The organism is Rothia sp. LK2588, assembly GCF_040946465.1.
GTDB lineage: Bacteria > Actinomycetota > Actinomycetes > Actinomycetales > Micrococcaceae > Rothia.
Window position 1 is genome coordinate 261,616 of the sequence record NZ_JAYWLS010000002.1, and the last position, 23,200, is coordinate 284,815.

General features: G+C 63.3%; 21 protein-coding genes. 3 read left to right on the forward strand and 18 right to left on the reverse strand.

Annotation, left to right across the window (positions count from 1 at the left end):
• Nucleotides 1-120: 120 nt before the first annotated feature.
• From groL to VVR12_RS05575, 3 genes are all read right to left on the reverse strand, one after another.
• Complete coding sequence (gene groL / locus VVR12_RS05565; RefSeq protein ID WP_368550178.1) at nucleotides 121-1,749, reverse strand: chaperonin GroEL; 1,629 nt, start codon at nucleotides 1,747-1,749, stop codon at nucleotides 121-123.
• A gap of 317 nt (nucleotides 1,750-2,066) precedes the next feature.
• Nucleotides 2,067-2,708, reverse strand: coding sequence for a LytR C-terminal domain-containing protein (locus VVR12_RS05570; protein ID WP_368550179.1), 642 nt, complete (start codon nucleotides 2,706-2,708; stop codon nucleotides 2,067-2,069).
• 64 nt (nucleotides 2,709-2,772) lie between these two features.
• The gene (locus VVR12_RS05575; RefSeq protein WP_368550180.1) at nucleotides 2,773-3,021 is read right to left on the reverse strand and encodes a DUF3263 domain-containing protein; all 249 of its coding nucleotides are present in this window, start codon (nucleotides 3,019-3,021) and stop codon (nucleotides 2,773-2,775) included.
• 110 nt (nucleotides 3,022-3,131) lie between these two features.
• Here VVR12_RS05575 and VVR12_RS05580 point away from each other — a divergent pair, with 110 nt between their 5' ends.
• Entirely contained in the window at nucleotides 3,132-3,782 is a 651-nt protein-coding gene (locus VVR12_RS05580; protein ID WP_368550482.1) for a uracil-DNA glycosylase, read from the forward strand.
• Here VVR12_RS05580 and VVR12_RS05585 read toward each other — a convergent pair.
• From VVR12_RS05585 to VVR12_RS05635, 11 genes are all read right to left on the reverse strand, one after another.
• Nucleotides 3,727-5,316, reverse strand: a complete 1,590-nt coding sequence (locus VVR12_RS05585; RefSeq protein WP_368550181.1) for a threonine/serine exporter ThrE family protein — start codon at nucleotides 5,314-5,316, stop codon at nucleotides 3,727-3,729. The two genes, VVR12_RS05580 and VVR12_RS05585, sit on opposite strands and share 56 nt — an antisense overlap.
• Before the next feature lie 3 nt (nucleotides 5,317-5,319).
• Complete coding sequence (locus VVR12_RS05590) at nucleotides 5,320-7,605, reverse strand: threonine/serine exporter family protein (RefSeq protein WP_368550182.1); 2,286 nt, start codon at nucleotides 7,603-7,605, stop codon at nucleotides 5,320-5,322.
• Between the two features lie 127 nt (nucleotides 7,606-7,732).
• Nucleotides 7,733-8,833 (reverse strand): lipid II:glycine glycyltransferase FemX, encoded by a 1,101-nt coding sequence (locus tag VVR12_RS05595; protein ID WP_368550183.1) that lies wholly within the window; start codon nucleotides 8,831-8,833, stop codon nucleotides 7,733-7,735.
• 236 nt (nucleotides 8,834-9,069) lie between these two features.
• Nucleotides 9,070-9,348: an HPr family phosphocarrier protein gene (locus VVR12_RS05600; protein WP_368550184.1), complete on the reverse strand. Its 279-nt coding sequence runs from the start codon at nucleotides 9,346-9,348 to the stop codon at nucleotides 9,070-9,072.
• Nucleotides 9,349-9,472: 124 nt separating this feature from the next.
• Nucleotides 9,473-11,170: a phosphoenolpyruvate--protein phosphotransferase gene (gene ptsP, locus VVR12_RS05605; RefSeq protein ID WP_368550185.1), complete on the reverse strand. Its 1,698-nt coding sequence runs from the start codon at nucleotides 11,168-11,170 to the stop codon at nucleotides 9,473-9,475.
• 51 nt (nucleotides 11,171-11,221) lie between these two features.
• Complete coding sequence (locus VVR12_RS05610; RefSeq protein WP_368550186.1) at nucleotides 11,222-13,357, reverse strand: fructose-specific PTS transporter subunit EIIC; 2,136 nt, start codon at nucleotides 13,355-13,357, stop codon at nucleotides 11,222-11,224.
• A 99-nt stretch (nucleotides 13,358-13,456) separates the two neighbouring features.
• The gene (locus VVR12_RS05615; protein WP_368550187.1) at nucleotides 13,457-14,419 is read right to left on the reverse strand and encodes a 1-phosphofructokinase family hexose kinase; all 963 of its coding nucleotides are present in this window, start codon (nucleotides 14,417-14,419) and stop codon (nucleotides 13,457-13,459) included.
• Nucleotides 14,416-15,207: a DeoR/GlpR family DNA-binding transcription regulator gene (locus VVR12_RS05620; protein WP_368550188.1), complete on the reverse strand. Its 792-nt coding sequence runs from the start codon at nucleotides 15,205-15,207 to the stop codon at nucleotides 14,416-14,418. The genes VVR12_RS05615 and VVR12_RS05620 overlap by 4 nt, the downstream gene beginning before the upstream one ends.
• 117 nt (nucleotides 15,208-15,324) lie before the next feature.
• Nucleotides 15,325-15,798 carry a VanZ family protein gene (locus VVR12_RS05625; RefSeq protein WP_368550189.1) on the reverse strand — a complete coding sequence of 158 codons (474 nt, stop codon included), beginning with the start codon at nucleotides 15,796-15,798 and terminating at the stop codon, nucleotides 15,325-15,327.
• A complete protein-coding gene (locus tag VVR12_RS05630; protein WP_368550190.1) occupies nucleotides 15,777-16,367 on the reverse strand; it encodes a histidine phosphatase family protein in 591 nt (196 codons plus the stop codon). Before VVR12_RS05630 ends, VVR12_RS05625 begins: the two co-directional genes overlap by 22 nt.
• A gap of 3 nt (nucleotides 16,368-16,370) precedes the next feature.
• Entirely contained in the window at nucleotides 16,371-17,030 is a 660-nt protein-coding gene (locus VVR12_RS05635; RefSeq protein ID WP_368550191.1) for a histidine phosphatase family protein, read from the reverse strand.
• A 42-nt stretch (nucleotides 17,031-17,072) separates the two neighbouring features.
• Here VVR12_RS05635 and VVR12_RS05640 point away from each other — a divergent pair, with 42 nt between their 5' ends.
• Both VVR12_RS05640 and VVR12_RS05645 read left to right on the forward strand, forming a co-directional pair.
• Nucleotides 17,073-17,810 carry an HAD family hydrolase gene (locus VVR12_RS05640; protein WP_368550192.1) on the forward strand — a complete coding sequence of 246 codons (738 nt, stop codon included), beginning with the start codon at nucleotides 17,073-17,075 and terminating at the stop codon, nucleotides 17,808-17,810.
• Nucleotides 17,803-18,321, forward strand: a complete 519-nt coding sequence (locus VVR12_RS05645) for a hypothetical protein (protein ID WP_368550193.1) — start codon at nucleotides 17,803-17,805, stop codon at nucleotides 18,319-18,321. The genes VVR12_RS05640 and VVR12_RS05645 overlap by 8 nt, the downstream gene beginning before the upstream one ends.
• Nucleotides 18,322-18,436: 115 nt before the next feature.
• On the opposite strand, the gene VVR12_RS05650 is transcribed toward VVR12_RS05645, so the two are convergent.
• The 4 genes from VVR12_RS05650 to VVR12_RS05665 all read right to left on the reverse strand — a co-directional run bounded on the left by VVR12_RS05650 (nucleotide 18,437) and on the right by VVR12_RS05665 (nucleotide 23,161).
• Entirely contained in the window at nucleotides 18,437-19,141 is a 705-nt protein-coding gene (locus VVR12_RS05650) for a methionine ABC transporter permease (RefSeq protein WP_368550194.1), read from the reverse strand.
• Nucleotides 19,141-20,199, reverse strand: a complete 1,059-nt coding sequence (locus tag VVR12_RS05655) for a methionine ABC transporter ATP-binding protein (protein ID WP_409349884.1) — start codon at nucleotides 20,197-20,199, stop codon at nucleotides 19,141-19,143. The genes VVR12_RS05650 and VVR12_RS05655 overlap by 1 nt, the downstream gene beginning before the upstream one ends.
• A gap of 145 nt (nucleotides 20,200-20,344) precedes the next feature.
• Complete coding sequence (locus tag VVR12_RS05660) at nucleotides 20,345-21,214, reverse strand: MetQ/NlpA family ABC transporter substrate-binding protein (protein ID WP_368550195.1); 870 nt, start codon at nucleotides 21,212-21,214, stop codon at nucleotides 20,345-20,347.
• Nucleotides 21,215-21,433: 219 nt separating this feature from the next.
• A complete protein-coding gene (locus tag VVR12_RS05665; RefSeq protein ID WP_368550196.1) occupies nucleotides 21,434-23,161 on the reverse strand; it encodes a long-chain-fatty-acid--CoA ligase in 1,728 nt (575 codons plus the stop codon).
• Between the last annotated feature and the right edge of the window lie 39 nt (nucleotides 23,162-23,200).

A 23,200-nucleotide genomic window follows, 5' to 3' on the forward strand; every position in this document is an offset into this window, starting at 1 on the left:
GCACCCGCTGCGCGGGCGCCCCAACCTCCGCACCTCGATGATTTGCTCGCTACGCTTCGCAAACTCATCTCGGATTCGCAAGAATTTTTACTCCCGCTGACGCGGAAAATTCTTGCTCATTTACATCATGCCGCCCATGCCCGGGTCCATGCCTGCGGCGGGGTTAGCGCCAGCCGGCTCGGGCTTGTCGGCAACAACAGCCTCGGTGGTCAAGAACAGACCGGCGATCGAAGCGGCGTTCTGCAGAGCAGAGCGGGTCACCTTCACCGGGTCGTTAATGCCAGCGGCCATCAGGTCTTCGTACTCGCCGGTAGCGGCGTTCAGACCGGTGCCCTCGGGCAGTTCGCGAACCTTCGAGACCACAACGCCCGGCTCCAGGCCAGCGTTCTGAGCGATCTGCTTCAGCGGAGCGTCGATAGCAACCTGAACGATGTTCGCACCGGTAGCCTCGTCACCCTCCAGCTGCAGCGACTGGAATGCCTTAGCGCCAGCCTGAATCAGGGCCACGCCACCGCCGGCAACGATGCCCTCTTCAACGGCAGCCTTAGCGTTACGCACGGCGTCCTCAATACGGTGCTTGCGCTCCTTCAGCTCAACCTCGGTAGCGGCACCTGCCTTGAGCACTGCCACACCGCCGGCCAGCTTAGCCAGGCGCTCCTGCAGCTTCTCGCGGTCGTAATCCGAATCGGAGTTAGCGATCTCGCCGCGGATCTGAGCCACGCGACCCTCGATAGCGGCCTGGTCGCCAGCGCCCTCGATGATGGTAGTTTCGTCCTTGGTCACAACAACCTTGCGAGCCGAACCCAGCAGATCCAGGTTTGCCTGCTCCAGCGAGAGACCCATCTCTTCGGTGATCACCTGGCCGCCGGTCAGAATAGCGATGTCTGCCATCTGAGCCTTGCGGCGGTCACCGAAACCGGGAGCCTTCACGGCAACCGACTTGATGGAGCCACGCATCTTGTTCAGCACCAGCAGAGCCAGAGCCTCGCCCTCGACGTCCTCGGCGATGATCAGCAGGGGCTTGCCCGACTGCATGACCTTCTCGAGAACCGGAACCAGGTCCTTCACGTTCGAGATCTTGGAGTTCACCACGAGGATGTAGGGATCCTCGAGCACAGCTTCCTGGCGGTCAGCGTCGGTCACGAAGTAACCGGAGAGGAAACCCTTGTCGAAGCGCATACCCTCGGTCAGCTCCAGCTCGAGGCCGAAGGTGTTGGACTCCTCGACGGTGATAACGCCTTCCTTGCCGACCTTCTCCATGGCCTCGGCGATCAGCTTACCGATCTCCTTGTCGCCAGCCGAGATAGATGCGGTAGCCGCGATCTCTTCTTCGGTCTCGACTTCCTTAGCGGAGCTCAGCAGCTCGGCGGTCACGGCCTCAACGGCCTTCTCGATACCGCGCTTGAGCGAGAGGGGGTCAGCGCCAGCGGCAACGTTGCGCAGGCCTTCGCGAACCAGTGCCTGAGCCAGCACGGTTGCGGTGGTGGTGCCGTCACCGGCAACGTCGTCAGTCTTCTTGGCGACTTCCTTGACCAGCTCGGCGCCGATCTTCTCGTAAGGATCCTCGAGTTCGATTTCCTTAGCGATGGACACACCGTCGTTGGTGATGGTGGGAGCGCCCCAAGCCTTCTCCAGCACAACGTTGCGACCACGGGGGCCGAGAGTTACCTTGACCGCGTCTGCCAGGGTGTTGAGACCCTTCTCCAGACCGCGGCGTGCTTCTTCATCAAAAGCAATAAGCTTTGCCATATGAGCTTAATCCCTCCTGGACTAAGAGTTGTTTTCTCTCGCCGATGCCCGCGACGGACGACGCCCTCGCCACCGCGTTCTGCACGGCAACGCAACGCCTCACCTGCGAAAGGAAAGTGTTTCCCTCAACGCCCCGCCAAACCTAGCACTACGATTTAGCAGTATGGCGCCGAGAGTGCTAACTCAATTTTTACACTTGGCTCACGCCGTTGCAAACCTTTTTAGCACCGAGAGGGTTTAATCGCGCACAGCGGAGCGAGCGCTCACGCCAAGAGGGCCCGCAGCGACCCGAACAGATCTCGGATCAGCTCACTCGATCACTGAGCGGGCGCGCTGGACGCCGGCGCGGAGGACGCCGCGTCCGAGGGAGTCGCCGAGGCCGAAGCGGCCGCCGCACGAGCCTCGTCCACGCCTAGGTAATCGGGGCCGAGCACCACGTACACGTCCGTCTTTGCCTCGTTGTCGGAGTCGATATACGGCACGCCGATGTCGTCGGCCAACGCGCCGGCTTCACCCACGAAACCGTTCGAGTAATACGCCACCGACGAGCTCAACGCGTGGCCGTCCCAGGGCTTGACCGGCTTCACCTGAAAACCGCGCTGCTTCAAAACCTGTTGCACCTGGTTCGCCACCGCCGGGGTCGTGCCACCGTTGAAGACCTGCACCGTGACCTCCTCCGAAGGGTCCTTGGGCTGATGCGAAGCGGAGGGCTGGCCGTTACCCGCCCACTCGTTGGCCGACTTGTTGCCGGGCGAGTTGAGGCCGGCGTCCGGAGCGAGGGTGCGCGGCTGCACCACAAACATCACCGTGCCCACCAGCAACGCCAGAGTGCCCGCGGCGAGAATGGCCCACAGGCCCTTCATGCTCGCCCGCGGGTTGACCACCTTACCGCGATACACGCCGCGGCGTGAAGAGTCTTCGGGTACGTCATCGAACTCATCGCGAGGGTACTCGTTCACGTATCTCTCCATCGGTGGCAGGGGGTATTCATGTCTAGGGTACACACGCGCGATGCTGCGTGCGCTATTGGTCTCGAAAATCACGCAGCCGACGGGTGAGCGCGGGCTCGGCGGCGATAATCCTCGGGTCGTCGATCATCTGGTTCAACCGCTGATAGTAGGTAATCGGGGCCATATTCAGCTCGGCGCGGATCGCCTGCTCCTTGGTGCCCGGATACTTCCACTGCCGCTTCTCGATCGAGAGAATACCGGCCTCTACCTCGGTCAGCCGAGACCGCTGCCCGGGGTGTTCTTCGCTGTCGCTTCGCTCCATCGCCGGCTCCTCTCTCTACGATGCGATCTCACCGCTCACGATATCCTAGTGCACGTACCTGCCTTCGAGTCTCAGGAGAGCCCGTGCCCGCACAACCGTTGAACACCGTCATGGCCGACGACTGGGCGCAGGCGCTAGCCCCGGTCGAACCGAACATCCGCGCCATGGGCGACTTTCTGCGCGCCGAACACGCCGCCGGCCGCCACACCCTGCCGCCGGCCACCGACATCTTCAACGCGTTCAAACGCCCCATGGCCGAGGTCAAGGTGCTCATCATCGGCCAAGACCCCTACCCCACCCCGGGGCACGCGATGGGCCTCTCGTTCTCGGTGCGCCCCGACGTCCGGCCCATCCCCCGCTCGTTGCAGAACATCTATAAGGAACTCCACGCAGACCTCGGCATTGCCGCCCCTGACCACGGCGACCTCTCTGCCTGGGCCGACGAAGGCGTGATGCTCATGAACCGGGTGCTTTCGGTGGGCGCGGGCAACGCCGGCTCGCACCGCAACCGCGGCTGGGAGGCTGTGACCACCTGCGCCATCCAGGCCCTGGCCGCACGCGGCACCCCGCTGGTCGGCCTGCTCTGGGGCAGGGACGCCCGCAACGCCAAGGCGCTCCTCGGCGACTACCCCTGCGTGGAGTCTGCACACCCCTCGCCGCTCTCGGCCTCGCGCGGTTTCTTCGGCAGCCGCCCGTTCTCCCGCGTCAACGAACTCTTGGAACAACAGGGCGCCGCTCCCGTGAACTGGGCCCTGAGCTAAAGACCGCACGCACCTGCTGAATGGTGAACATCATCAGCCAGATGCCCATCACCACGCCCGCCGTCATCGCCACGATATTCGAGGCCGCCGCGTACAGGCTGGTATAGGCCTCCGGCCCGTTGCCGTCGACCAACAGCGAGTAGAGGCCGCGGAACACCGTCAGCCCCGGTAGCAGAAACATGATGCCCGGCACCGCAACAATGGACTGCGGTGCCCGCCGCAGATAAGCCAGCAGAGCCGCCAGCGCACCCACCGTGAACGCGCCGAGCGCCGTGTTGAACTTGCCCGGCGCCACGCCCGTCATCGCGCTCAGCCCGTAGTACGCGCCCTGCCCGCACACCGAGACCAACGCGACCGTGACCAGCGTCCGCCAACCGCCCTGGGTGGTCGCGGCAACCATCACCGATCCCATCGCCATGCCCGCGATGTTCAGCCACAGCGGCGGCGGGTTGAACACGGCCTGCTGCACGTCCATGGACGCCGCGTACAGGTGACCGGTGACTGTCAGCGCCGACGCGATGCCAGACACCAACCCCAAGAAGCCGATCCCGGTGGTCACCAGTTTGCCCGCCGCCGTCAACGGGTAACCCGTCATCGCGTCTTGGGCCGCCGAGAACAGCGAGGCGGTGGGCATGAGCATAATCAATCCGGCGCCCACGATGTGTGGGCCCGAAACGATGAACCCCATGTCGTCGAAGATCGAATCCTGGTGACTGACCAGTACCGCCACCGCGGTGATCATCGCGCCGCCGGCCATCATCGAGAAGAACCCGGGCAGTTTCAGAGCGCCCACCCACCGCATCGCGAAGTGCACCCCGATGAAGGTAAAAAAGGCCACGGCCGCCGCGCGTACGCTCCCACCAATGCCCAGGGTGAAGGAGACCGCCATGAGCAGGTTGAACGCGAAAATCACGCCGGGCGGATATTTCTTCTTGCTCGCATTAATCTGTTGCAAGCGACGCTCGGCCCCGCGGCGGGTCATATCTTTCTCGGTGATCTCGTGGATTAGTTTGTACACCTGGGCCAGGGCGGCATAGTTCTCTGACCATGAACGCACCACGCGCACCACCGTGTGGCTGAAGTTCTCAGAAGTGCGCGCACCAAAGGCTGCGTACAAGAACTTGTTCTCTTCGTCGACCTCGATATCGGAGACGTAGTTGACCGTCATCGCCTGGCTGGTGATGTTGACTTCCACACCCTGCAACCCATAGGCGGAGCACACGGCCACGATCGCCGACTCGATATCCATCGTGTCTGCCCCGTAGCGGAACATCGTATCGCCCAGACGCACCACGAAGTGCAACACCTCGCGTGCCTCTTCTTTGCGGGTCACGAAGCGCTCGTGATTCAGCTGGGCTGCCATCACGAACTGACGCTGCGCCACTCGCGCCACACCGCGCACCGGCACGGTGGCCGCCTGCGGGGCCGCCACAAACTCGCGAAGAGTATTCCTGACGCCGGACTTAGCTGTTCGGGCTCCGGCGACGGGTTCAACAGCTGAGGCTGAAGGATAACTGCCCTGATTCAGGGGCATCTGTTACCGATCCAGCGCCTGAATCTGGGCCGTCATGGGAGTCTCGTCGTTCTTCGGGGCGAGGAAGCGCTGAATCAGATACTGCATCACGTAGTTGCCTAAGACCACGCCGGAGGCCATCGACAGCACCACGCCCACCGCGGTCACCATGCCGGGCACACCGGTGGCGGTAGATTCCACCGTGAACATATACAAGCCACGGAATATAGACAAACCAGGTAGCAAGAAGGTCAACCCGGGCACGTAGAAAATCGCCGCCGGGGCGTTCAACTTGTACGCCAGGTACGTGGCGATCAGACCGAGCACCAGCGCGCCCACGGCCGTGTTGGCTCGCCCCGCGCCGGGGCCGAAGAGCATCGTGAACCAGTTATACGCCCAGATACCGCAGGTAGAAATCAACACCACCCACAGCAGGTTCTGCCAGCGGGCGTGCAATGTCACGGCGGTCGCCACCGAGGCGCCCACCATGAATACGTAGTTCACCCAGATATTCGGCGGCTCAAACACCGTCGCGGTGATATCCAGCTCCGGCACACCTAACACGCTCAACGCCGCCACAGCAGAGGCCAGCCCCACCACGATGCCCAAGAAAGACATCCCCGTGGAGACGAACTTACCCGCCGCCGTGAGCGGGAAGCCGTTGAGGGCGTCCTGCACCGTAGAAACTAGGCGGGACGTCGGGAGCAACATGATCAGACCCGCCGCCACGATGTGCGGGGCGGCCACCACGATGCCGGCCTTCGCGAAAATCGAGTGCGGATCAGACATATAGATCGCCGCGAACGTCACCACGCCCGCGCCGGCCGCCATGTGGAAGAAGCTCGGCATCTTCAGGCGCGTGATCATCTGATCCACAAAGTAGATCAGCAAGAACACCAGACCGGCGGCGATACCCGCCGAAAGCGAACCGCCGATACCCATCGTGATGAAGCTCGCCGTCGCCATATTCGCCAGCATCAGAACCAACGGCGAATAGGGCTTACGGGCGGTGTTGATCTGGTGCAGGCGGCGCTCCGCCTTATGCCGCGGCAGGCCCTTGCTCGTGATGTCGTAGATCAGCTTGTAGATGTCGCCGAGAGCCGTGTAGTTCTCCGACCACGAGCGCACCACGCGCATCACGGTATGGCTGAAGCGCTCTTCTTTCTGCTCCGTTTCGTCGCCGCCGATGGTGGTCATCACGCGGGTCGAATCGTCCACGGTGTCGATGTCGGAGACGTAGTTGATGAGCACCGACTGGTTGGTGATATCAACCTCGACGTCGTCCAGACCGTAGGCGGCGCAGACGGTCACGATCGCAGAGTCTACGTCCACCGTATCGGCGCCGTAGTGGAACATCGTCTCGGCCAGGCGCAGCGAGAAATTCAGGATCTCGCGGGCCTGCTCCTTCTCGCGCACATAGGCCTCGCGCTCCCGGGCCTGCTTGGTGAACGTGAACTGGCGTTGCGACAGACGCGCCAAACCACGCATGGGCTTGGTGAGCGACTGATCGGCGTGCACAAACGACTTGATCGACGAGCGCATCCAGCGGGGGCTCGACTTGCGCGGTCCGGGGGCCGCCTTGGGCACCGACGCCGCAGAATCCGCTGAAGGGTACTGCGCCTGCTGCACGCCCGGTTTCACCTCGACGGCCGGGGTCACCACCGGCATGAGGGACGTCAGTGGCGGCGCAGACTGCGGTTCGGCGGCCGGCTCAAACGGGCTGGTGGCGGCAGGGGGTTCTTGCTTCGGAGCCTGAACCTGCTCAGCAGTTGTATCAGGGCCGAAGGGGCTGGCGCTCTCAGGAGTCGCCGCGCCACCCGGGGCATGATCCGTAGGTGTCAGCCGCGGCAACAGACCCGCCGGGGTGTGCTCGTAGACTGTGCCCGTGGCGGGGGCGACGGTGGTCGTGGGCGCGCCCGAGGTCTTCGGCTGGGTCACAGTGATGGGCTGACCGAAGGGGTCTGACTGCGGCGCGAACGGTTGCGTGGCGCTGTTCTGGAATGGGCTCTTCTGCGCTGCGTTCTGCTGGGGCGCGCCGTTCTGGACCGTACTGTTCAACGCTGCGCCGTGCTGGGGTGAGCTACCCTTTGGCGCGGCGGGCTGGGATGTGGTTTGGGGCGTTCCAGCCGAAGGTGTTGACACTGGAGACACCGGGGATGTCGGTGCCGAGGTTGTTGGCGCTTGGGGCAACGCCACGGTGGCGCCGAAGGCCGAGGAGGGCGCCGCGTCCTGAGCAGAGGTCGCGGCCGTATCGAAGGCAGAGGCAGAAGGGTACGCCTTCTGCTGGAGGGTGTTCTCCGTCGTCTTCACCGATACGCCGCCCTTTCCGGTCTTGACCTGTTGTTATGCCCCGGTTCGAATCGAGAATCGAACCGGGGCAACCTTTCATCAGACTAGTCACCTTGGCTGACGCCGAGGTGAGAACCAGCCGCGAATTTTAATAGAACGGCTGGCCGGTCTTACGAACCCACAGTCCTCGTTGCACCTTCTCCGCCAGGCGGTTCCACACCTGGTACTTCGCCGGCGAGAGCACCTGATCCCACACGCCCACGTAGTCGATCACGTTCTTGGTGAACGAGGTCTTGAACAGGCCCAGACCGTAGTAGTGGTGATCCTTGTTCTTCAGCTGATCCTTCGGAGGAGTACCGCAGAAGTCGTAGGAGACGATGTGGTGTTCCTTCATGAGGTCCGTCAACGCGGTCCACTGCACCTGGTGCGAGTCACCGTACTGCTTGCGACGGGGCTTGGAACCGCCGTCCTTGTAGGTGCCCTTGTTACCGTAGTTGATCACGTAAGCGCCCACCGACGGCTCACCGTCTTCGTAGGTGAAGTACAGGCGACCCTGACCGGCCTTGGCGAAGGTGGTCCAGAAATCGCGGTAGTAGTCGTAGGAGCGCAGGTTGACGTTCGCGTTGCCCTGGCCCACGGTGTCCATGAGCGCGTACATCTTCTTCATGTTCTCTTCGGTCAGCTCAACACGCTCGACCACGCAACCCTCACGGGCGGAACGACGCACCGCGTTGCGTCCACGCGAGTGCAGCGACTTCAGCACTTCGTCCTCGCTCTTGTCGGTGGCGAGAACCGCGGTGGAGTCGTTGGGCTGGATGTTGAAAGACTTCTTCAGGCCGGTCTTCGCCAGGAACGCCTGGGTCTGGTCGTCGGCGATGATGTCGGGCTCGATCTTGACCAGGAACACGCCCAGCTTGTTGTCGTCGATGAAGGCCTTGTTGGCGTCCATAATCGCGGGGATGTCTTCGATGTCGTAGACGTCGGGGCCCTTGATCATGTACCAGACCTTGCCCAGGCCCGGCACGGACTTCTCGAGAACCAAGTTGTAGCTGGCGAAATCGCGGGTCTCGCCCTCAACGACGGTGTTGCCCTCGTAGACGAGGTAGAGCGGCTTCCAACCGTGCTTGGCCTTCACCGAGGCGAAGGACGCCGACTGCAACAGGTTGCCGCCGTTCGGGTTGGCGGTGACGTGCTCGTCCCACTGAGCGATCTCTTGTTCAGTAGCAAAGCGTGCTTTAAATTCTCGCAAGGGCCTCATCTTCCACCGGGCGCGTTTCTGATCGCGCCGCATAGATTTCTATCGAATATCAGTTTAGCGACCCCGCGGGAACGAATACAGTTCCTGGCCCGAAAAGGGCAGGTGGGGGTGGGCACGTGTTCGGGACCGTGCCCGCCGAAAGGCCGCCCCACAAGCGGCCCCACACACGCGAAAACCCCGCCGCCCAACCGGGCAACGGGGTTTTGCGAAACGACTAAACGCCGAGATTACTCAGAATCGTGGTCGGTCTCGAGGATCTTCACCAGCGAATCCAGAGCCTCGTCTGCGCCTTCGCCCTCGGCGCGCAGTACAACACGGTCACCGTGCTTAGCGCCCAGAGACATCAGCGAGAGGATCGAAGCTGCGTCCATGGCCTCATCGGCGGGCTCGCCCTCAGCGGCGATGGTGACCTCAACGGGAAGGTCGCCTGCAGCCTCAGCGAAGATCGCTGCCGGACGTGCGTGGAGGCCAACGCGGCTGGCGATGGTGGCAATACGTTCTGCCATAGTTATCTCCTTGATCGTGTAGGGGAACCTGTTTGTTTCCACTACGAGTCTAATTCATACCCGGTGCCATTATCGCACCTCTACAGTCTGAACCGCGAGGAAACGGCGGTTTTGATAACCCCGATTACAGTCCGAGCTCGTCGAGGATCGGCAGATGCTTGCGCGCGGTAGCCTTCGCCTCGGCCGACGAAATCTCAGCGAGCACCAGCTGAGCGATCTCCTGAGCCTGCTCGCGAGTGACCGACTTGAGCACGGCAGAGACCGCCGCAATCGCGCCGGCGTTCATCGACAGGGTGTCGACGCCCAGACCCACCAGCACCACGGCCAGAGCAGGGTCAGCCGCAGCCTCACCGCAGACCGAGACGTACTTCTTGGTGCCGTGAGTCTCGGAGGCACGCTGAGCACCCTCAACGGTCAGCTTGATCATCTTCAGCACTGCCGGCTGCCACGGGTTGTTCAGGTGAGCCAGGTCGCCCAACAGACGGTCGGCGGCCATGGTGTACTGAGTCAGGTCGTTGGTGCCGATGGAGACGAAGTCCACCTCGCCGAGGATCGCCTCGGAGTTCACCACGGCGGCGGGGGTTTCCACCATCACGCCGTGGGTCTTCAGGCCCACCTCGTCGAGCATATTCTTGAAAGTACGCGCCTCAGAGGTGGTCGAGATCATCGGTGCCATGACCCAGATGTCTGCGTCGGAGCCGTCCGAAGCCTGCTTGATGGCCTGCAGCTGACGGGCCAATACGCCGGGAACGGTCCAGTCGGTGCGGAAGCCACGCACGCCCAGAGCCGGGTTCTCCTCTTCCTTCACGTTGAGGAACGGCAGGGGCTTGTCGGCGCCGGCGTCCAGGGTACGAACCACGATGTGCTGACCGGGGAACGCGTCGAAGACCGACTTGTACGTCTCGGCCTGGGTCTCCACCGAGGGTTCGGTGTCGTTGCCCAAGAAACCGAATTCCGTACGCAATAGGCCCACGCCCTCGGCCTTCAGGCCGGCTGCCTTCTCGGCGGACTTGCCGTCGCCCACATTGGCGTAGAGGGGAACCTCGAAGCCGTCGGCGAGCATGCCCTTGCCGTCGAACTCGGGCAGCGGCTGACGGTTCGCGTACTTGTGCGCGGCCTCTTCCTGCTCCACCGACGGTTCGGTATCGATGATGCCCTCGTTGGAGTCGATGTACACGCGGGTGCCGTTCTCGATCTCGGTCACGCCCTTGGCGGCGACGATGGCGGGAAGACCCAGACCGCGGGCCAGGATGGCGGTGTGCGCCTGCGGGCCGCCGTCGGAGGTGATCAGCGCGATGACCTCTTCGGGGTTCAGGGTCGCGGTATCCGCCGGAGCGAGGTCCACGGCTGCCAGGATGAAGGGCTTGTCATGGACGGGGATGCCCGGCGCCTGCTGACCGGTCAGCTCGGCGACGATGCGGGCGCGCACGTCGTGAATGTCGGTCACGCGCTCGGCCATGTATCCGCCCAGGGCCTCCATCTGCGCAGCGAAGTCGGAGGCAGCCTCCCAGATCGCGCGCTCGGGAGCCATGTTCTGCGACTCCACCAGCTTCTTCGCGCCCTTGAGCAACGCGCGGTCGGTGGCCATCTGCGAGGTCGACTTCAACACGGCCTTGCCATCGCGGCTAGCGTTCTCGGCGCGTTCCAGCAGGTTTGCTTTCACGGCCTCTGCCGCGAACTGGATGCGTTCCGCGGCAGACTCGGCGGTCTCACCCTCGGCCAGCTTCAAGCCCGGCTTGGGTTCCTTGATGGGCTCGGGCATCTGCAGCACCTCGCCGATCACGCGACCGGCGTAAACGCCAACACCGTTGTATACAGTCATGAATCTTCCTTAATCCCTAACGCAACATTTCTCTGATGCAGGTGGTCTATTCTAGCGGGCGACGGCGGCCTGCTCGGTGGCTACCTTCGAGTCGTGGGCCTCAGTGGCCACGCCGTCGCGGTGCTTGGCTCCGGTCAGCGACTTGAGCACCACGTAGGTCAGCGCGGAGACCACGGTACCGGCCAGAACCGCCACGATGAACATGGGCCAGTTCTCCATCAGCGCGATCACCCAGACGCCACCGTGCGGCGCCGGGGAAGCCACACCGGCTCCCATCGAGATGGCGCCGGCTACGGCCGCACCGATCATCGACGAGGGGATCACGCGCAGCGGGTCTGCGGTGGCGAAGGGGATGGCGCCTTCAGAGATGAAGGAGGCACCCAGCAACCAGGCGGCCTTGCCGTTTTCGCGCTCCATCGGCGAGAACAGGCGAGGACGAATCAGGGTAGCCAGCGCCATGGCCAGCGGCGGAACCATACCGGCGATGATGACGGCGGCCATGATCTGCTTGTTAGCCTCGGTGCCGGCAGAAAGACCGGCGGTGGCAAAGAGGTAGGCGGCCTTGTTGACCGGGCCACCCAGGTCGAAGCCCATCATCAGGCCCAGGATGATGCCCAGAAGCACCGCCGAGGTGCCGGACATCGAGGTCAGCCAGCCCTGCAGGCCGTTCATGATCCAGGCGATCGGGCCGCCGAGCACGAAGAACATCAGCCCGCCGGCGAAGAGGGTGGCGATCAACGGGGTGACCACCACAGGCATCATGGACGCCAGCCAGCGCGGCATCTTCGGCAATGAGAGCCAGTGTGCGCAGAGACCGGCGAGCAGACCGGCGACGATACCGCCGAGGAAGCCGCCGTTGGTCAGCACAGCTACCGAACCGGCAATGAAGCCCGGTGCGATACCCGGACGCTGGGCCAGGCCGTAGGCAATGTAGGCGGCCAGTGCGGGAACCATGAGCGACAGACCGAATCCACCGATGGTGTGCAACGCCGCACCCAGGTAGAGGCTCATCGGGGTGCCCTGCAGGTTCCAGAGGGTCTTGCCTTCCAGCACGGCCGCGGGGTCAACCTGGCCGAGGTTGGGCATGGTGATCGCTTCGAGCATGAAGCCAATAGCGAGGATGATGCCGCCGGCTGCCACGAAGGGGATCATGTACGAGACACCGGTCATCAGCGCCTTGTAGATGCGGGTACCCCAGCCTGCGTTCTCATCCACGGATTCCGCGGAAGAGATTCCGGAGCCGGCCGCGACGCGCTTGCCGTTCGGGTTCTCGGCCTCGGCGAGGGCGTCCTGAATCATCTGCTTGGGGTCGTCGATGCCGCGCTTGACGGGGCCTTCAACGTAGGGCTTGCCGGCGAAGCGTTCGCGGTCGCGCACGGGCACACCCACCGCGAAGACGACGGCGTCTGCCTCGGCGATGTCGGCGGCGGTGAGCTTGTCGCCACCGGCCGAACCCTGCGGTTCAACCTTGTAGTCGTACCCGAGCTCTTCGGCGGCGTACTTCAGCCCGTCGGCAGCCATGTAGGTGTGGGCGATGCCGGTGGGGCAGGAAGTCACGGCGACGATCTTCTTGCGAGCGCCACCCTGAGCGCCGGTGGCGCGTGCGGCCTCCGATGAGCTCTCGCGGGTCTCAGCGGCCGAGTCGGCAACGGAGCCGACGGCAACGGAGCTTGCCGCACCGGCGGTAGCACCTGCCGAGGACGCCGCGTTTGCCTCGGCGGCGTGCGGTTCGGTCTTCACGCCCAGCGCCTGGTTGATCAGGTCAACAACCTCGCCCTCGGTGGATGCCTCGCGCAGAGCAGTGGTGAACTGCTTCTTCATGAGCGAGCGCGCCATGGTCGAGAGGATCTTCAGGTGCGACTGGTCGGCACCTTCGGGTGCGGCGATGAAGAAGATGAGGTCTGCCGGGCCGTCCTTGGCGCCAAAGTCCACGCCGGGGTTGGGGCGCGCCATGGCCAGGGTCGGTTCGGTCACCGCTGCCGAGCGGCAGTGCGGGATCGCGATGCCGCCGGGAATGCCGGTGTCGGTCTTCGACTCGCGCGCGTGCGCGGCCGCGTAGAGCTCCTCGACGTCGGTGGCGCGTCCGGCAGCGGTGATCTTTTCCGCGAGATGACGGATGACGTCGAAACGTGAGGAGCCGAGGTTCTCGTCGAGGCTGACAAGCTGGGTGTTAATGAGAGAAGCCATGTGCTCTCCCCTTCCCGGAGGGCATAACGGCCCTTCCGCTGGTGATTCTTCATCGAGGCGACAAGTGGCGCTACCCGACGGAGATAATTAGAGGTAATGCTATATCGAGAGTTGGGTAACCGTGACCATCTCGGGGTGGGTTGTTGAGAGGACAGGAACCTGGGTTCCCGGCAACGATGCCGCGGCGGAACCGTGGGCCACTGCCTGCACAAGGCATTCGGGCGCAGACTTGCCCTGCTCGTGGGCGATCAGGTAACCGGCCAGAGAGCAGTCCCCGGCGCCGACGGTGCTACGCACCTTCACCGGTGCGTGCTTGGCGTGCCAGGCGCCCTCTCGTGTCACCAGTACCGCGCCTTCGCCACCGAGGGTAGCCAGCACGGTGTCGATGCCGCGCTCTACCAGTTCGGCCGAGGTGCGGGCGGTGAGGTCTACGTTGCCTTCGAGCTCTTCCCACGAGTCGGGGCGGCCCACGAGCTCGGCGAGCTCTTCGGCGTTGGGCTTGATGAGGTTGGGCATACCGTCTTGGCCGTTGACGGCGTCCCGCAGTGCGTTGCCGGAGGTATCCACGGCGATCAGCGGTGCCCGCTCCCCCAGCGCCTCACGGATGGCGCGGCCTACCACGGAGTAGTAGTCGCTCTGCACGCCGAAGGGCAGGGAGCCGGCGAGTACCAGCCAGCTGGCCCCGTTGGTTTCGTTGATCAGCAGACGGGTCAGCTGTTGTTGGGCAGCGACGTCCAGCGGTTCGCCGGGGGCGTTGATCTTGGTGGTGGTGCCGTCGGGCTCGACGATAGTGATGTTCGAGCGGATCGGGGCGCCCACTGCCATGTTGGTGTAGCGCACGCCTTCTTCGGCGAGGCAGGCGAGCACGGCGTCTTCGTCGTCACCGGGCAAAACCGCTACGGTGTCGAAGCCGGAGACCTGCAGGGCGCGGGCGATGTTCACGCCCTTGCCACCGGGGTCTTGGACGGCCCGGTTCGCGCGCATCACCGAGCCCCGCTTGATCTCGGAGGGCAGTTCGACCGTACGATCCATACTGGGGTTGGCGGTCAGCGTAACAATCATGCGATCAGAACCTCTACGTTTGATTCTTCCAGGGCCGCGGCGAGTTCGCCTTCGGGGGCCTTGTCGGTAATAAGGGTGTCAATATCTTCGAGATCGGCGAAGCGAACCAGAGATTCGCGGCCGAACTTGGCCGAGTCGCACAGCAGAACCACGCGACGGGCCGATTTGACGATGGCGGTCTTGACGATCGCCTCGTTCAACCCCGGGGTGCTGAGGCCGAATTCGGCGTCGAGACCGTTGACGCCGATGAACGCGACGTCGGGCCTGATGGAGGCGAAGTGTTCGGCGGCTCGCGCGCCGATGGCGGCCCAGGTCATCTTGCGCAGGGTGCCACCCACGAGATCCAGGACGATCCCGTCGGCTTCGGCGAGCTTCACGGCGATGTGTAGGGCGTGGGTAATAATCAGGCGATCGGCGCCGGACTTCAGCGAGAAGTCGTCGGCGGCGATGCGGTCGGCGAGGATCTCGATGGTGGTTCCGGCGTCGAGGACCACCGCGCCCACGTCTGAATCGCGGAGCAATTCGTAGGCTTTGAGGGCGATCCGTTGTTTCTCGGGAGTATTGAGGTTTTGTCGGAGGGCGATGGAGGATTCGACGGAGGTCGATTGCTCCACCGTGACCGCTCCGCCGTGCACGCGACGTAGCTTGCCCTCAGCTTCGAGGGCAGCAAGGTCTCGACGCACGGTTTCCATCGTTACCTCGTAGCGGCGCGCTAACTCGGCACCGTTGACGCGGCGCGCAGACGCTACGAGCTTCGCGATTTCAGCGCGACGTTCTTCAGCGAACATAAGTGGCTCATCACCTTGGACTGTTAAAGGGGTAAGGGGGAGTACGCATACTTGCACTCTTGATGTTATGTGGGTTTGTGTGGTTTCGTCAATGCAAAAACGCACTCAACCCACAGCTTACCGCATACCCAGATCCCGTTGATCGCACCGGTTCAGACGGACCACCGCCATACCCAGCCCCCATCCCAAGGCGGCTCCCAGCGAATTTGCGGCGATATCCCATAACGAGGACGTCCGGTCTGGCAAAAACAGCTGAACACACTCAATAACACACGAGGCCAGCACACCCCACGCGAGCACCCATATTCGCACACGGGGCCGCACGAGCAAGCAGGCCAAGAACCCACCCGGTACGAACATCGCCACGTTCGTGCCCCACTCGATGGTCGTGTAGGTGAACCAATGCGGTAGGGTACCCGTCGCGTGACCGTGGGCCAAGAGATGGCGCAGCCACTGCCCGGAAGAGTTGTCATCGACGTGGGTCGGCCAAAAGACGATGAACCCCACCGCTAACAGGTAGAGCGCGCCCAGCGTCCACCCCAGCACCCGCCAGCCGGACGCCCGCTCTCCTAGCGCTTGCCGCGTAGGCACGGTTCGTCCTCCTCGCGCCAGGCGAAGAGGCCTTCCAGCGGAATCTCCAGCGGTTGCGCGTTGGGAACCGGGGTTGCCCATTCTTTGCCGTGGGAGGCGGTGAGTACGCGGCGAATCAACGAGCCATGGGAGACCGCGATGATGCGCTTTCCCGGGTACTCTTCGACGATCTCGCGGAGAGTCTGCACCCCGCGCACGTACACGCTACGCTCGGATTCCACCCCGGAGTAGAAGGCGTCGGGTTCGGCGCGGGCCTCTACCGAGATGTCCAGACCTTCCGCCTCGCCGTAGTGCCGTTCAACCAGGCCCTCGTAAGTGCCGGCGACCTCCAGACCCAATTGCTGGCCCACGATCTGCGCGGTCTCGGCGGCGCGCACCAGCGGCGAGGAGACCAACACGTCGAAGCCCAGGCCGAGCTCCGCCAGGCGCTGCCCCGTTTCCACCGCCTGTTGGCGTCCGGTGTCGTTGAGCGGAATGTCGGAGGACCCCTGCATCAGCCGGTTGCGGTTCCACTCGGTCTGGCCGTGGCGGATCAGGGTCAGGCTGCCGGTCATATCGGGAGTAGTCATGGTTTAGTCCTCGCTGGTTTCGTGCTGTAAAAGGTGCAGGGGCAACTCGGTGACCGCGGCGTTCTGGGGGATCGCGTGGGTTTCACCAGTCAGCTCCTCCAAGACCTGCGCGATCCACATTCCGTGCGCCACGATGATCAGGTTCTGACCGCGGTGTTCGGTCAGCGCGGTGTTCAACGCCGCCACCCCGCGGGCGCGGAGCTGTTCCATCGGCTCGATGTTCTCGAAGTGTTCGTCCATCGACTGCCAGTTGTCGCGGGTGACCTGCACGCCTTCGGCGGTCCCGAAGAAGCGTTCTTTCATGCCGTCGTAGGTGCCGTCCACGCTCAGGCCCAACGCCTCGGCGATGATCGCACCGGTCTCGTTGGCCCGGGACAACGGAGAGGTCACCACAGAATCCCAACGGAACTCGGGGTCTTCGGCACGCACCTGCTCGGCGTAGGCGGTGAGGTTCTCGGCGGCCAACTGGGCCTGCTGACGCCCGGTGTCGTTGAGCGGGATATCGGTCTGCCCTTGAAAGCGGTGTTCGGCGTTCCAGTCGGTCTGCCCGTGCCGCACCAACACCACGCGCGCCGGCGGGATGATCTGTGCGGCGCCGGAGTTCTTTGCGGCAGCGGCGTCTGAGGGAGGCGGGCAGGGCGGGGTGTTGTCATAAGAAGTCATCGTCACCCATTATCGCAAATGCACCTGTGAAAGAATGAAACCATGTTCACTACCTCCGTAGCCTCCGATTGGTTTCCCACCAGCGTCGTCTTCGACTGCGACGGCATCCTCCTCGACTCCGAATCGCTCTGGCGCAAGGCCCAGCAGATCGTCGCCCGAGACCTCGATCTGACCTGGAGCGACGAACTGGCCGAAGCTCTGCACGGCTCCTCCACCGACCAGGTGCGGCGGGTGTTCGTCGAGGCCCTCGTCGGCGCCGACGCCCCCGACGCAACCAAACGCGGACAAGAACAGATCGTCGATACCAAGTTGCGCACCGTGGCCGGTGAGATCTTCGCCAGCGGTATCGAGCTGATCCCCGGCGCCAAGGACGTCATGGAGCAGCTGGCTACCGTGTTGCCGGTGGCCGTGGCTTCCAACTCAGACCGCGAGACCCTGGAATTCAAGCTCAGCAACTACGGTTACCAACAGTATGTAACCACCCAGGTTTCGGCCGACGACGTCGAGGACCCCAAACCAGCCCCCGACATGTACCTCAAGGCCGTGCAGGAGCTCGGCGGCACCCCCGAGCGCGCGCTCACCTTCGAGGATTCGGTAGCGGGAGCCACCGCGGCCCAGTCGGCGGGAACTGTGACCATGATCCTGACCGACAGCGAAGCCGAGAGCCGCCCGGAGGGCAACGGTTACTTCGACTCCTTCGAAGACCCCGAGTTCCGCGCACAGATCACCCGCTGGGTCGAGGCGGCCCGGGCAGCACAGGCCGATGGTAGCGATGGCTGAGCACGAAGCCCCCAAGCGCCAGCCCAGCGGTAAATACGGCCTGCGCTTTGACGAGATGAGCGCCGAAGAACGCGAGTACTACCGCGAGTTTTGGCAGGAGCCCGAACCGAAGCCGGAACCCGAGCCCTTCATCTCCCCGCTACGGTTACGCCGCCCAAAGGTGCGCCCCCGCCGGGCGCGCTGGTTCTGGGTGGGCCACGCGCTGGTGCTGGCCGGCGTCATCTGCGGCGTGATCACGATCGCGGTCATCCCCGAGAAGTACGGCGGCGGCGACCCTGTGGTGTTGCAGAACTACATCACCATGTGGTCGGAGATCACCATGCTCCTGTTATTGGCCGCCGCAATCCTCTATGTGCTGGTGGCAATGTCGGTCTACACCCCGGAAGACGATGACGACTCGGTCATCCGCCCCACCGACTACGCCGACCGGCAGCTGGAGAAAGACCTCGCCCGAGGTCGCCGCCGCGATGACGACGACTTCTACGATTCCTCCTGGATCTCTCGGAAGTAAGTCCCCCCCTCCCCGACCGGCAGAAGGCGACGGAGACACACAAAACCCGCCCGGTGGCGTCCTGAGAAAAGGACGCCACCGGGCGGGTTTCGTTGCAACCGAAGGTTACGAAGCCCTAGCGGCGCATGACCTTGCGGGCCAGCAGGTTGCCGACCAACTGAATCAGCTGCACCAGAACGATGATGATGAGCACCACGGCCCAGGTGATGTAATCGTTGAAGCGCTGGTAGCCGTCGACCAGTGCGACCTTACCGAGGCCGCCACCGCCCACGTATCCGGCCATCGCCGACATATCGACCACGCCGATCACGAGGAAGGTGTAACCCAGGATCAACGGTCCCAGAGCCTCGGGGATCATCACGGTGAAGAGGATGCGCGCCTTCGAGGCACCCATCGCGCGCGCCGCCTCGACCACGCCGGGGTCGATCGAGACCATGTTCTGCTCAACGATACGGGCAATCGCGAACGTCGCCGCGAAGCTCATCGCGAAGATCGCCGCGTTCACGCCCAGGCGCGTACCCACGACCGCCGAGGTCAACGGGCCCAGGGCCGCCAGCAGGATAATGAACGGAATCGGGCGAACGAAGTTCACCAACACGTTCAAGAAGATGTTGACGGGGCGGTTGGCCAAGATGTTGCCCTGGCGGGTGGTGTACAGCAGGGCGCCGATGACCAGGCCCAACAGACCCGCGATGAGCATGGTCCAGAAGACCATGTACAGGGTGTCTTGGATCGCCGGGAGCAGCTTGGTGGGGATGAACTTATTCCAGTCCACCTCGTTGGCGGCGGTGAGCACGCCGGTTGTGGTGAGCGCGGTCATTAGCGCACCTCCTTCACGCGGGTTACGGTGCCGAGTTCGGCGATGGCTGCGTCGACGCTGGTGACCTCGCCGAGCAGTTCGAGGGTCAGGTTGCCGTAGCTCTGGCCCTGCAGGGTTTCCAGGCCGCCCTGAACGATGTTGAACTGAACGCCCCGGTTACCCAGGTACGAGAGCACCTTGCCGATGCCGGTATTACCCTCAGTGATTTCGATGTTGACCAGGTAACCCCGGTGGCGCTGTTTGAGCTCTGCCGCCTCGTGGTCGGTGGGAGCCTGCTTGACGGTGGTGGCGACGAAGCGCTTGGCGACGGCGGTCTGCGGGTTGGAGAAGACGTCGTAGACGTTGCCCATCTCGACGACCTTGCCCTTCTCCATCACGGCCACGCGGTCTGCGATGGTGGAGACGACGTCCATCTCGTGGGTGATGACCACGACAGTGATGCCGAGGTCTTCGTTGACCTTCTTCAGCAGCTCCAACACCTCGGAGGTGGTCTCCGGGTCGAGGGCCGAGGTCGACTCGTCCGCCAGCAACAGTGAGGGCGAGGTAGCCAACGCACGGGCGATACCCACGCGCTGCTTTTGGCCGCCCGAGAGCTGGTCGGGGTAGTTCTTGGCCTTGTCACCCAGGCCCACGAACTCGAGCATTTCCTGCACGCGGGCGCGGCGCTTGGCCTTGTCCCAACCGGCGATCTTCAGCGGGAATTCCACGTTGGCGGCCACGGTGCGCGAGTTCATGAGGTTGAACTGCTGAAAGATCATGCCGATATTCGTGCGGGCCTTGCGCAGGCCCGACTCGCTCTGGCCAGAGATCTGAAAACCGTCGACGGTCAGGGTGCCCTCCGAAACGGTTTCCAGACCGTTGATCAGGCGCACCAGGGTCGACTTGCCGGCACCGGAGTATCCGATGATCGCAAAGATCTCACCGCGGCGAATGTCGAGGCTGACATCGTCCACGGCGCGCACGGTGTTCCCGCCGACCTTAAATTCCTTGACGACGTTGTGCAGTTCCACCATGCTCTCGCCGGCGGTGCGGTCGGTCGTCGTTGCTGCAATGCTCATATAAAAGCGCTCCCGTTGAATGTACTGTGGGGCTTTGTGACGCCACGAAGCGGCGACCGCACCTGGCGTGCTCGATCTGCCTGATTTTCTGCGGGCAGAGGGGGCGCACCAAACGCTACGGTCACCGCTTCATCGCGAAAAAGTTTTACTTGTTGCGTGCTTCTTCTTCGGTCTTCTTCAGGGTGTCACGCAGTTCCTTGACGTCGGTCTTGACCTCAACGGCGGTGCCGGCGGTCTCCTGCTTGACGACTTCCTGAACCTCAGGCGAGTGGAAGATGTCTACGACTTCCTTGTAGGTCTCGTTGTCCTTGTTTTCATCGGTCGAGACGAACAGGTTCACGTAGGGCTTGGCGTACTCGTTGGAGGGGTCGTCCTGAGCCAGGGCGTCCTTGGGGTTCAGGCCGGCGTCCTTGAGGAAGTCGTTGTTGATCACGGCGCCGTCGGTGGACTCCATGGAGGTCACGGTCTGCTGAGCGTTGACCGGGGTGATCTTCACCTTGGATTTCTCGGTGTCGACGTCGTCAACGGTAGGCTGCTTGACGTCCTTCTTGAACTTCACCAGGTTGTTAGCCTCCAGCAGAAGTAGCGCGCGGGCCTCGTTCACGGTGTCGTCGGGGATGGCGATGTTACCGCCCTCAGGGATCTCGCCCAGGGACTTGTGGTTCTTGGAGAACAGAGCCATCGGGTAGATGACGGTGGGGCCAACGATGTTCAGTTTATCGTCTGCGTTGACGTTGTAGTCAGCGAGGTAGGCGATGTGCTGGAACCAGTTCATATCGGTGTCGCCGCTCTTCAGGGCGGGGTTGGGCTGGTTGTAATCGGTCATGACCGAGTACTCGACGTTAATGCCCTTTTCAGCAGCAACTTCCTTGAGCTTGTCGTTGACGGGGTCTTCACCGACGATACCGATCTTGACGGTCTTATCGTCGGAAGCGCCGGAGGTCTGCGACGAGGAGCAGGCGGCCAGGCCGAGGGCGAGGGGTGCTACAGCCAGGGTGGCAAGAAATTTTTTCACGGCTATGAATCTTTCTGCTGAATTTCTAGTGTGAAGCCTTGAAGGTTGGAGCGGCACGCGCGCGCACGCAGATTAAGGCTCTCCAATTGAAACATGTGCGCACGGCCTAAGCTAACTTCGCCGCAGAAACGTTAAAAAGCTCAACATTTACTACGAGCAAACCGTCACAATGTAACATTTCTTAATATTTCAGCATCGGGGTAGCACCCGTCAACACCGCTAGGCCTGCTCGCCGTACTTCTCCTCCAGCCGCTGCCGCACCTCGCGACGCAGGGTCTTGCCCAACATCGACCGCGGCAGGTCCTCCACCTCAAAGATCTTGCGCGGCACTTTATACCGGGTGATTTGGCCGTAACAGTATTCCCGCAACTCAGCTTCATCGACGGCACGGCCCTCGGCAGGGATGACGGCGGCGACCACCATCTCTCCCCCGCCCTTGCGCGGCAAGCCCACCACAGCGACGTCCTGCACCGAGTCATGGGCGCGCAGGGCCACCTCGACCTCGGTCGGGGAGACATTGAAGCCGCCGGTGATGATGACCTCCTTGATGCGATCCACCACGTAGAGGAAGTAGTCGTGATCCAAGCGCACGATGTCGCCGGTGCGCAACCAGCCATCAGGGGTGATGGTTTTGAGAGTTTCTTCTTCGCGCTTCCAGTATCCCCGGAACCGTTGCGGGCCGCGCACCCACAGCTCGCCCTCGGCGCCGAGCGGGACGTCCTTCTCAGTCTCCGGATCCACCACGCGGATGTCGACGTCGGGGAAGGGCACGCCGATCGATCCGGCGCGGCGGGTGCTGTTGAGCGGGTTGCAGGCGACCAGCGGGGCGCACTCGGTGAGACCGTAACCCTCGACCAGGTAACCGCCGGACTGTTCTTCCCACTCGGCCACCAGCTCGGGCGGCAGGTTCATCGCGCCCGAGACCGCATAGCGCACGCCCTCCAACGAGATGCCTCGCTGGGCGGCGGCGTCTAACAGACGCCGATACACCGGGGGCACGGCCGGCAAGATCGTGGGCATGGTCTTCTTCATCGCCTTGATCATCAAGTCGATGTCTACGGTCGGGAAGATCACCAGGCGGGCACGGCAGATCGCCGCGATCGACAGACCCAAGGTCATGCCATAGGCGTGGAAGAGAGGCAGCACCGAGTAGATGACCTCGTCTTCACCCGGTTGAATCCACTCCTCACCCATGCGCGCGTTGGCCTCGAGGTTGCGATGGGTCAGCATCACGCCCTTGGGCGCGCCCGTGGTGCCCGAGGTATACAACAACAGCGCTAGGTCGTGCGCGGTAGGACGCGGGTGCTCGCGATCGATGCGCTCGTTCTTCAGCAACGACTTCCACGGTTTGGTGCCGCGTGCCGGGGCGGTGAGCTGATCGCGGGAGGCACGCAGCGGTTTGATCGGCAGTTTCAGGGCGGCGCGCATATGCAGGGGCATCGCCTCGACCATGTTGACCGCGAAAATATGCTTGGGACACACGTCGGCGGGGAGCGAGGTGACGTTCTCTGCCGCCTTATCCCAGACGATGGCCGCCTTGGCACGGTGGTCTTCGAACATATGGCGCAACTCTTGGGAGGTGTAGAGCGGATTGTGCTCCACCACCACGGCCCCCAGACGAATGACCGCGTAGAACGCCACGATGTGCTGCGGGCAATTGGGCAAAATGATCGCCACGCGGTCACCGGCGACCACGCCAGCCTGACGCAAGCCCTCGGCCACACGCTGGATCTGTCCGCCCAACTCACCATAGGTGGTGGTCGCGCCGAAAAATTCGAGGGCCACGCGTTGCGGAACCTCGCGCACTGCCCCCTCCATCAGGTGGCTCATGGAAGTTTCGGGCAGGCCAATCTCAGAACGTGTACGGGAGTCGTAGTTCTTGGTCCAGGGGCGGTCGCTCATCGGCCAGTCACTGGGAGTATGTGATTCATCCGTGCGATTTTGCATACACACGATTGTGCCACGAACCCCGCGTTGACCGCTGAT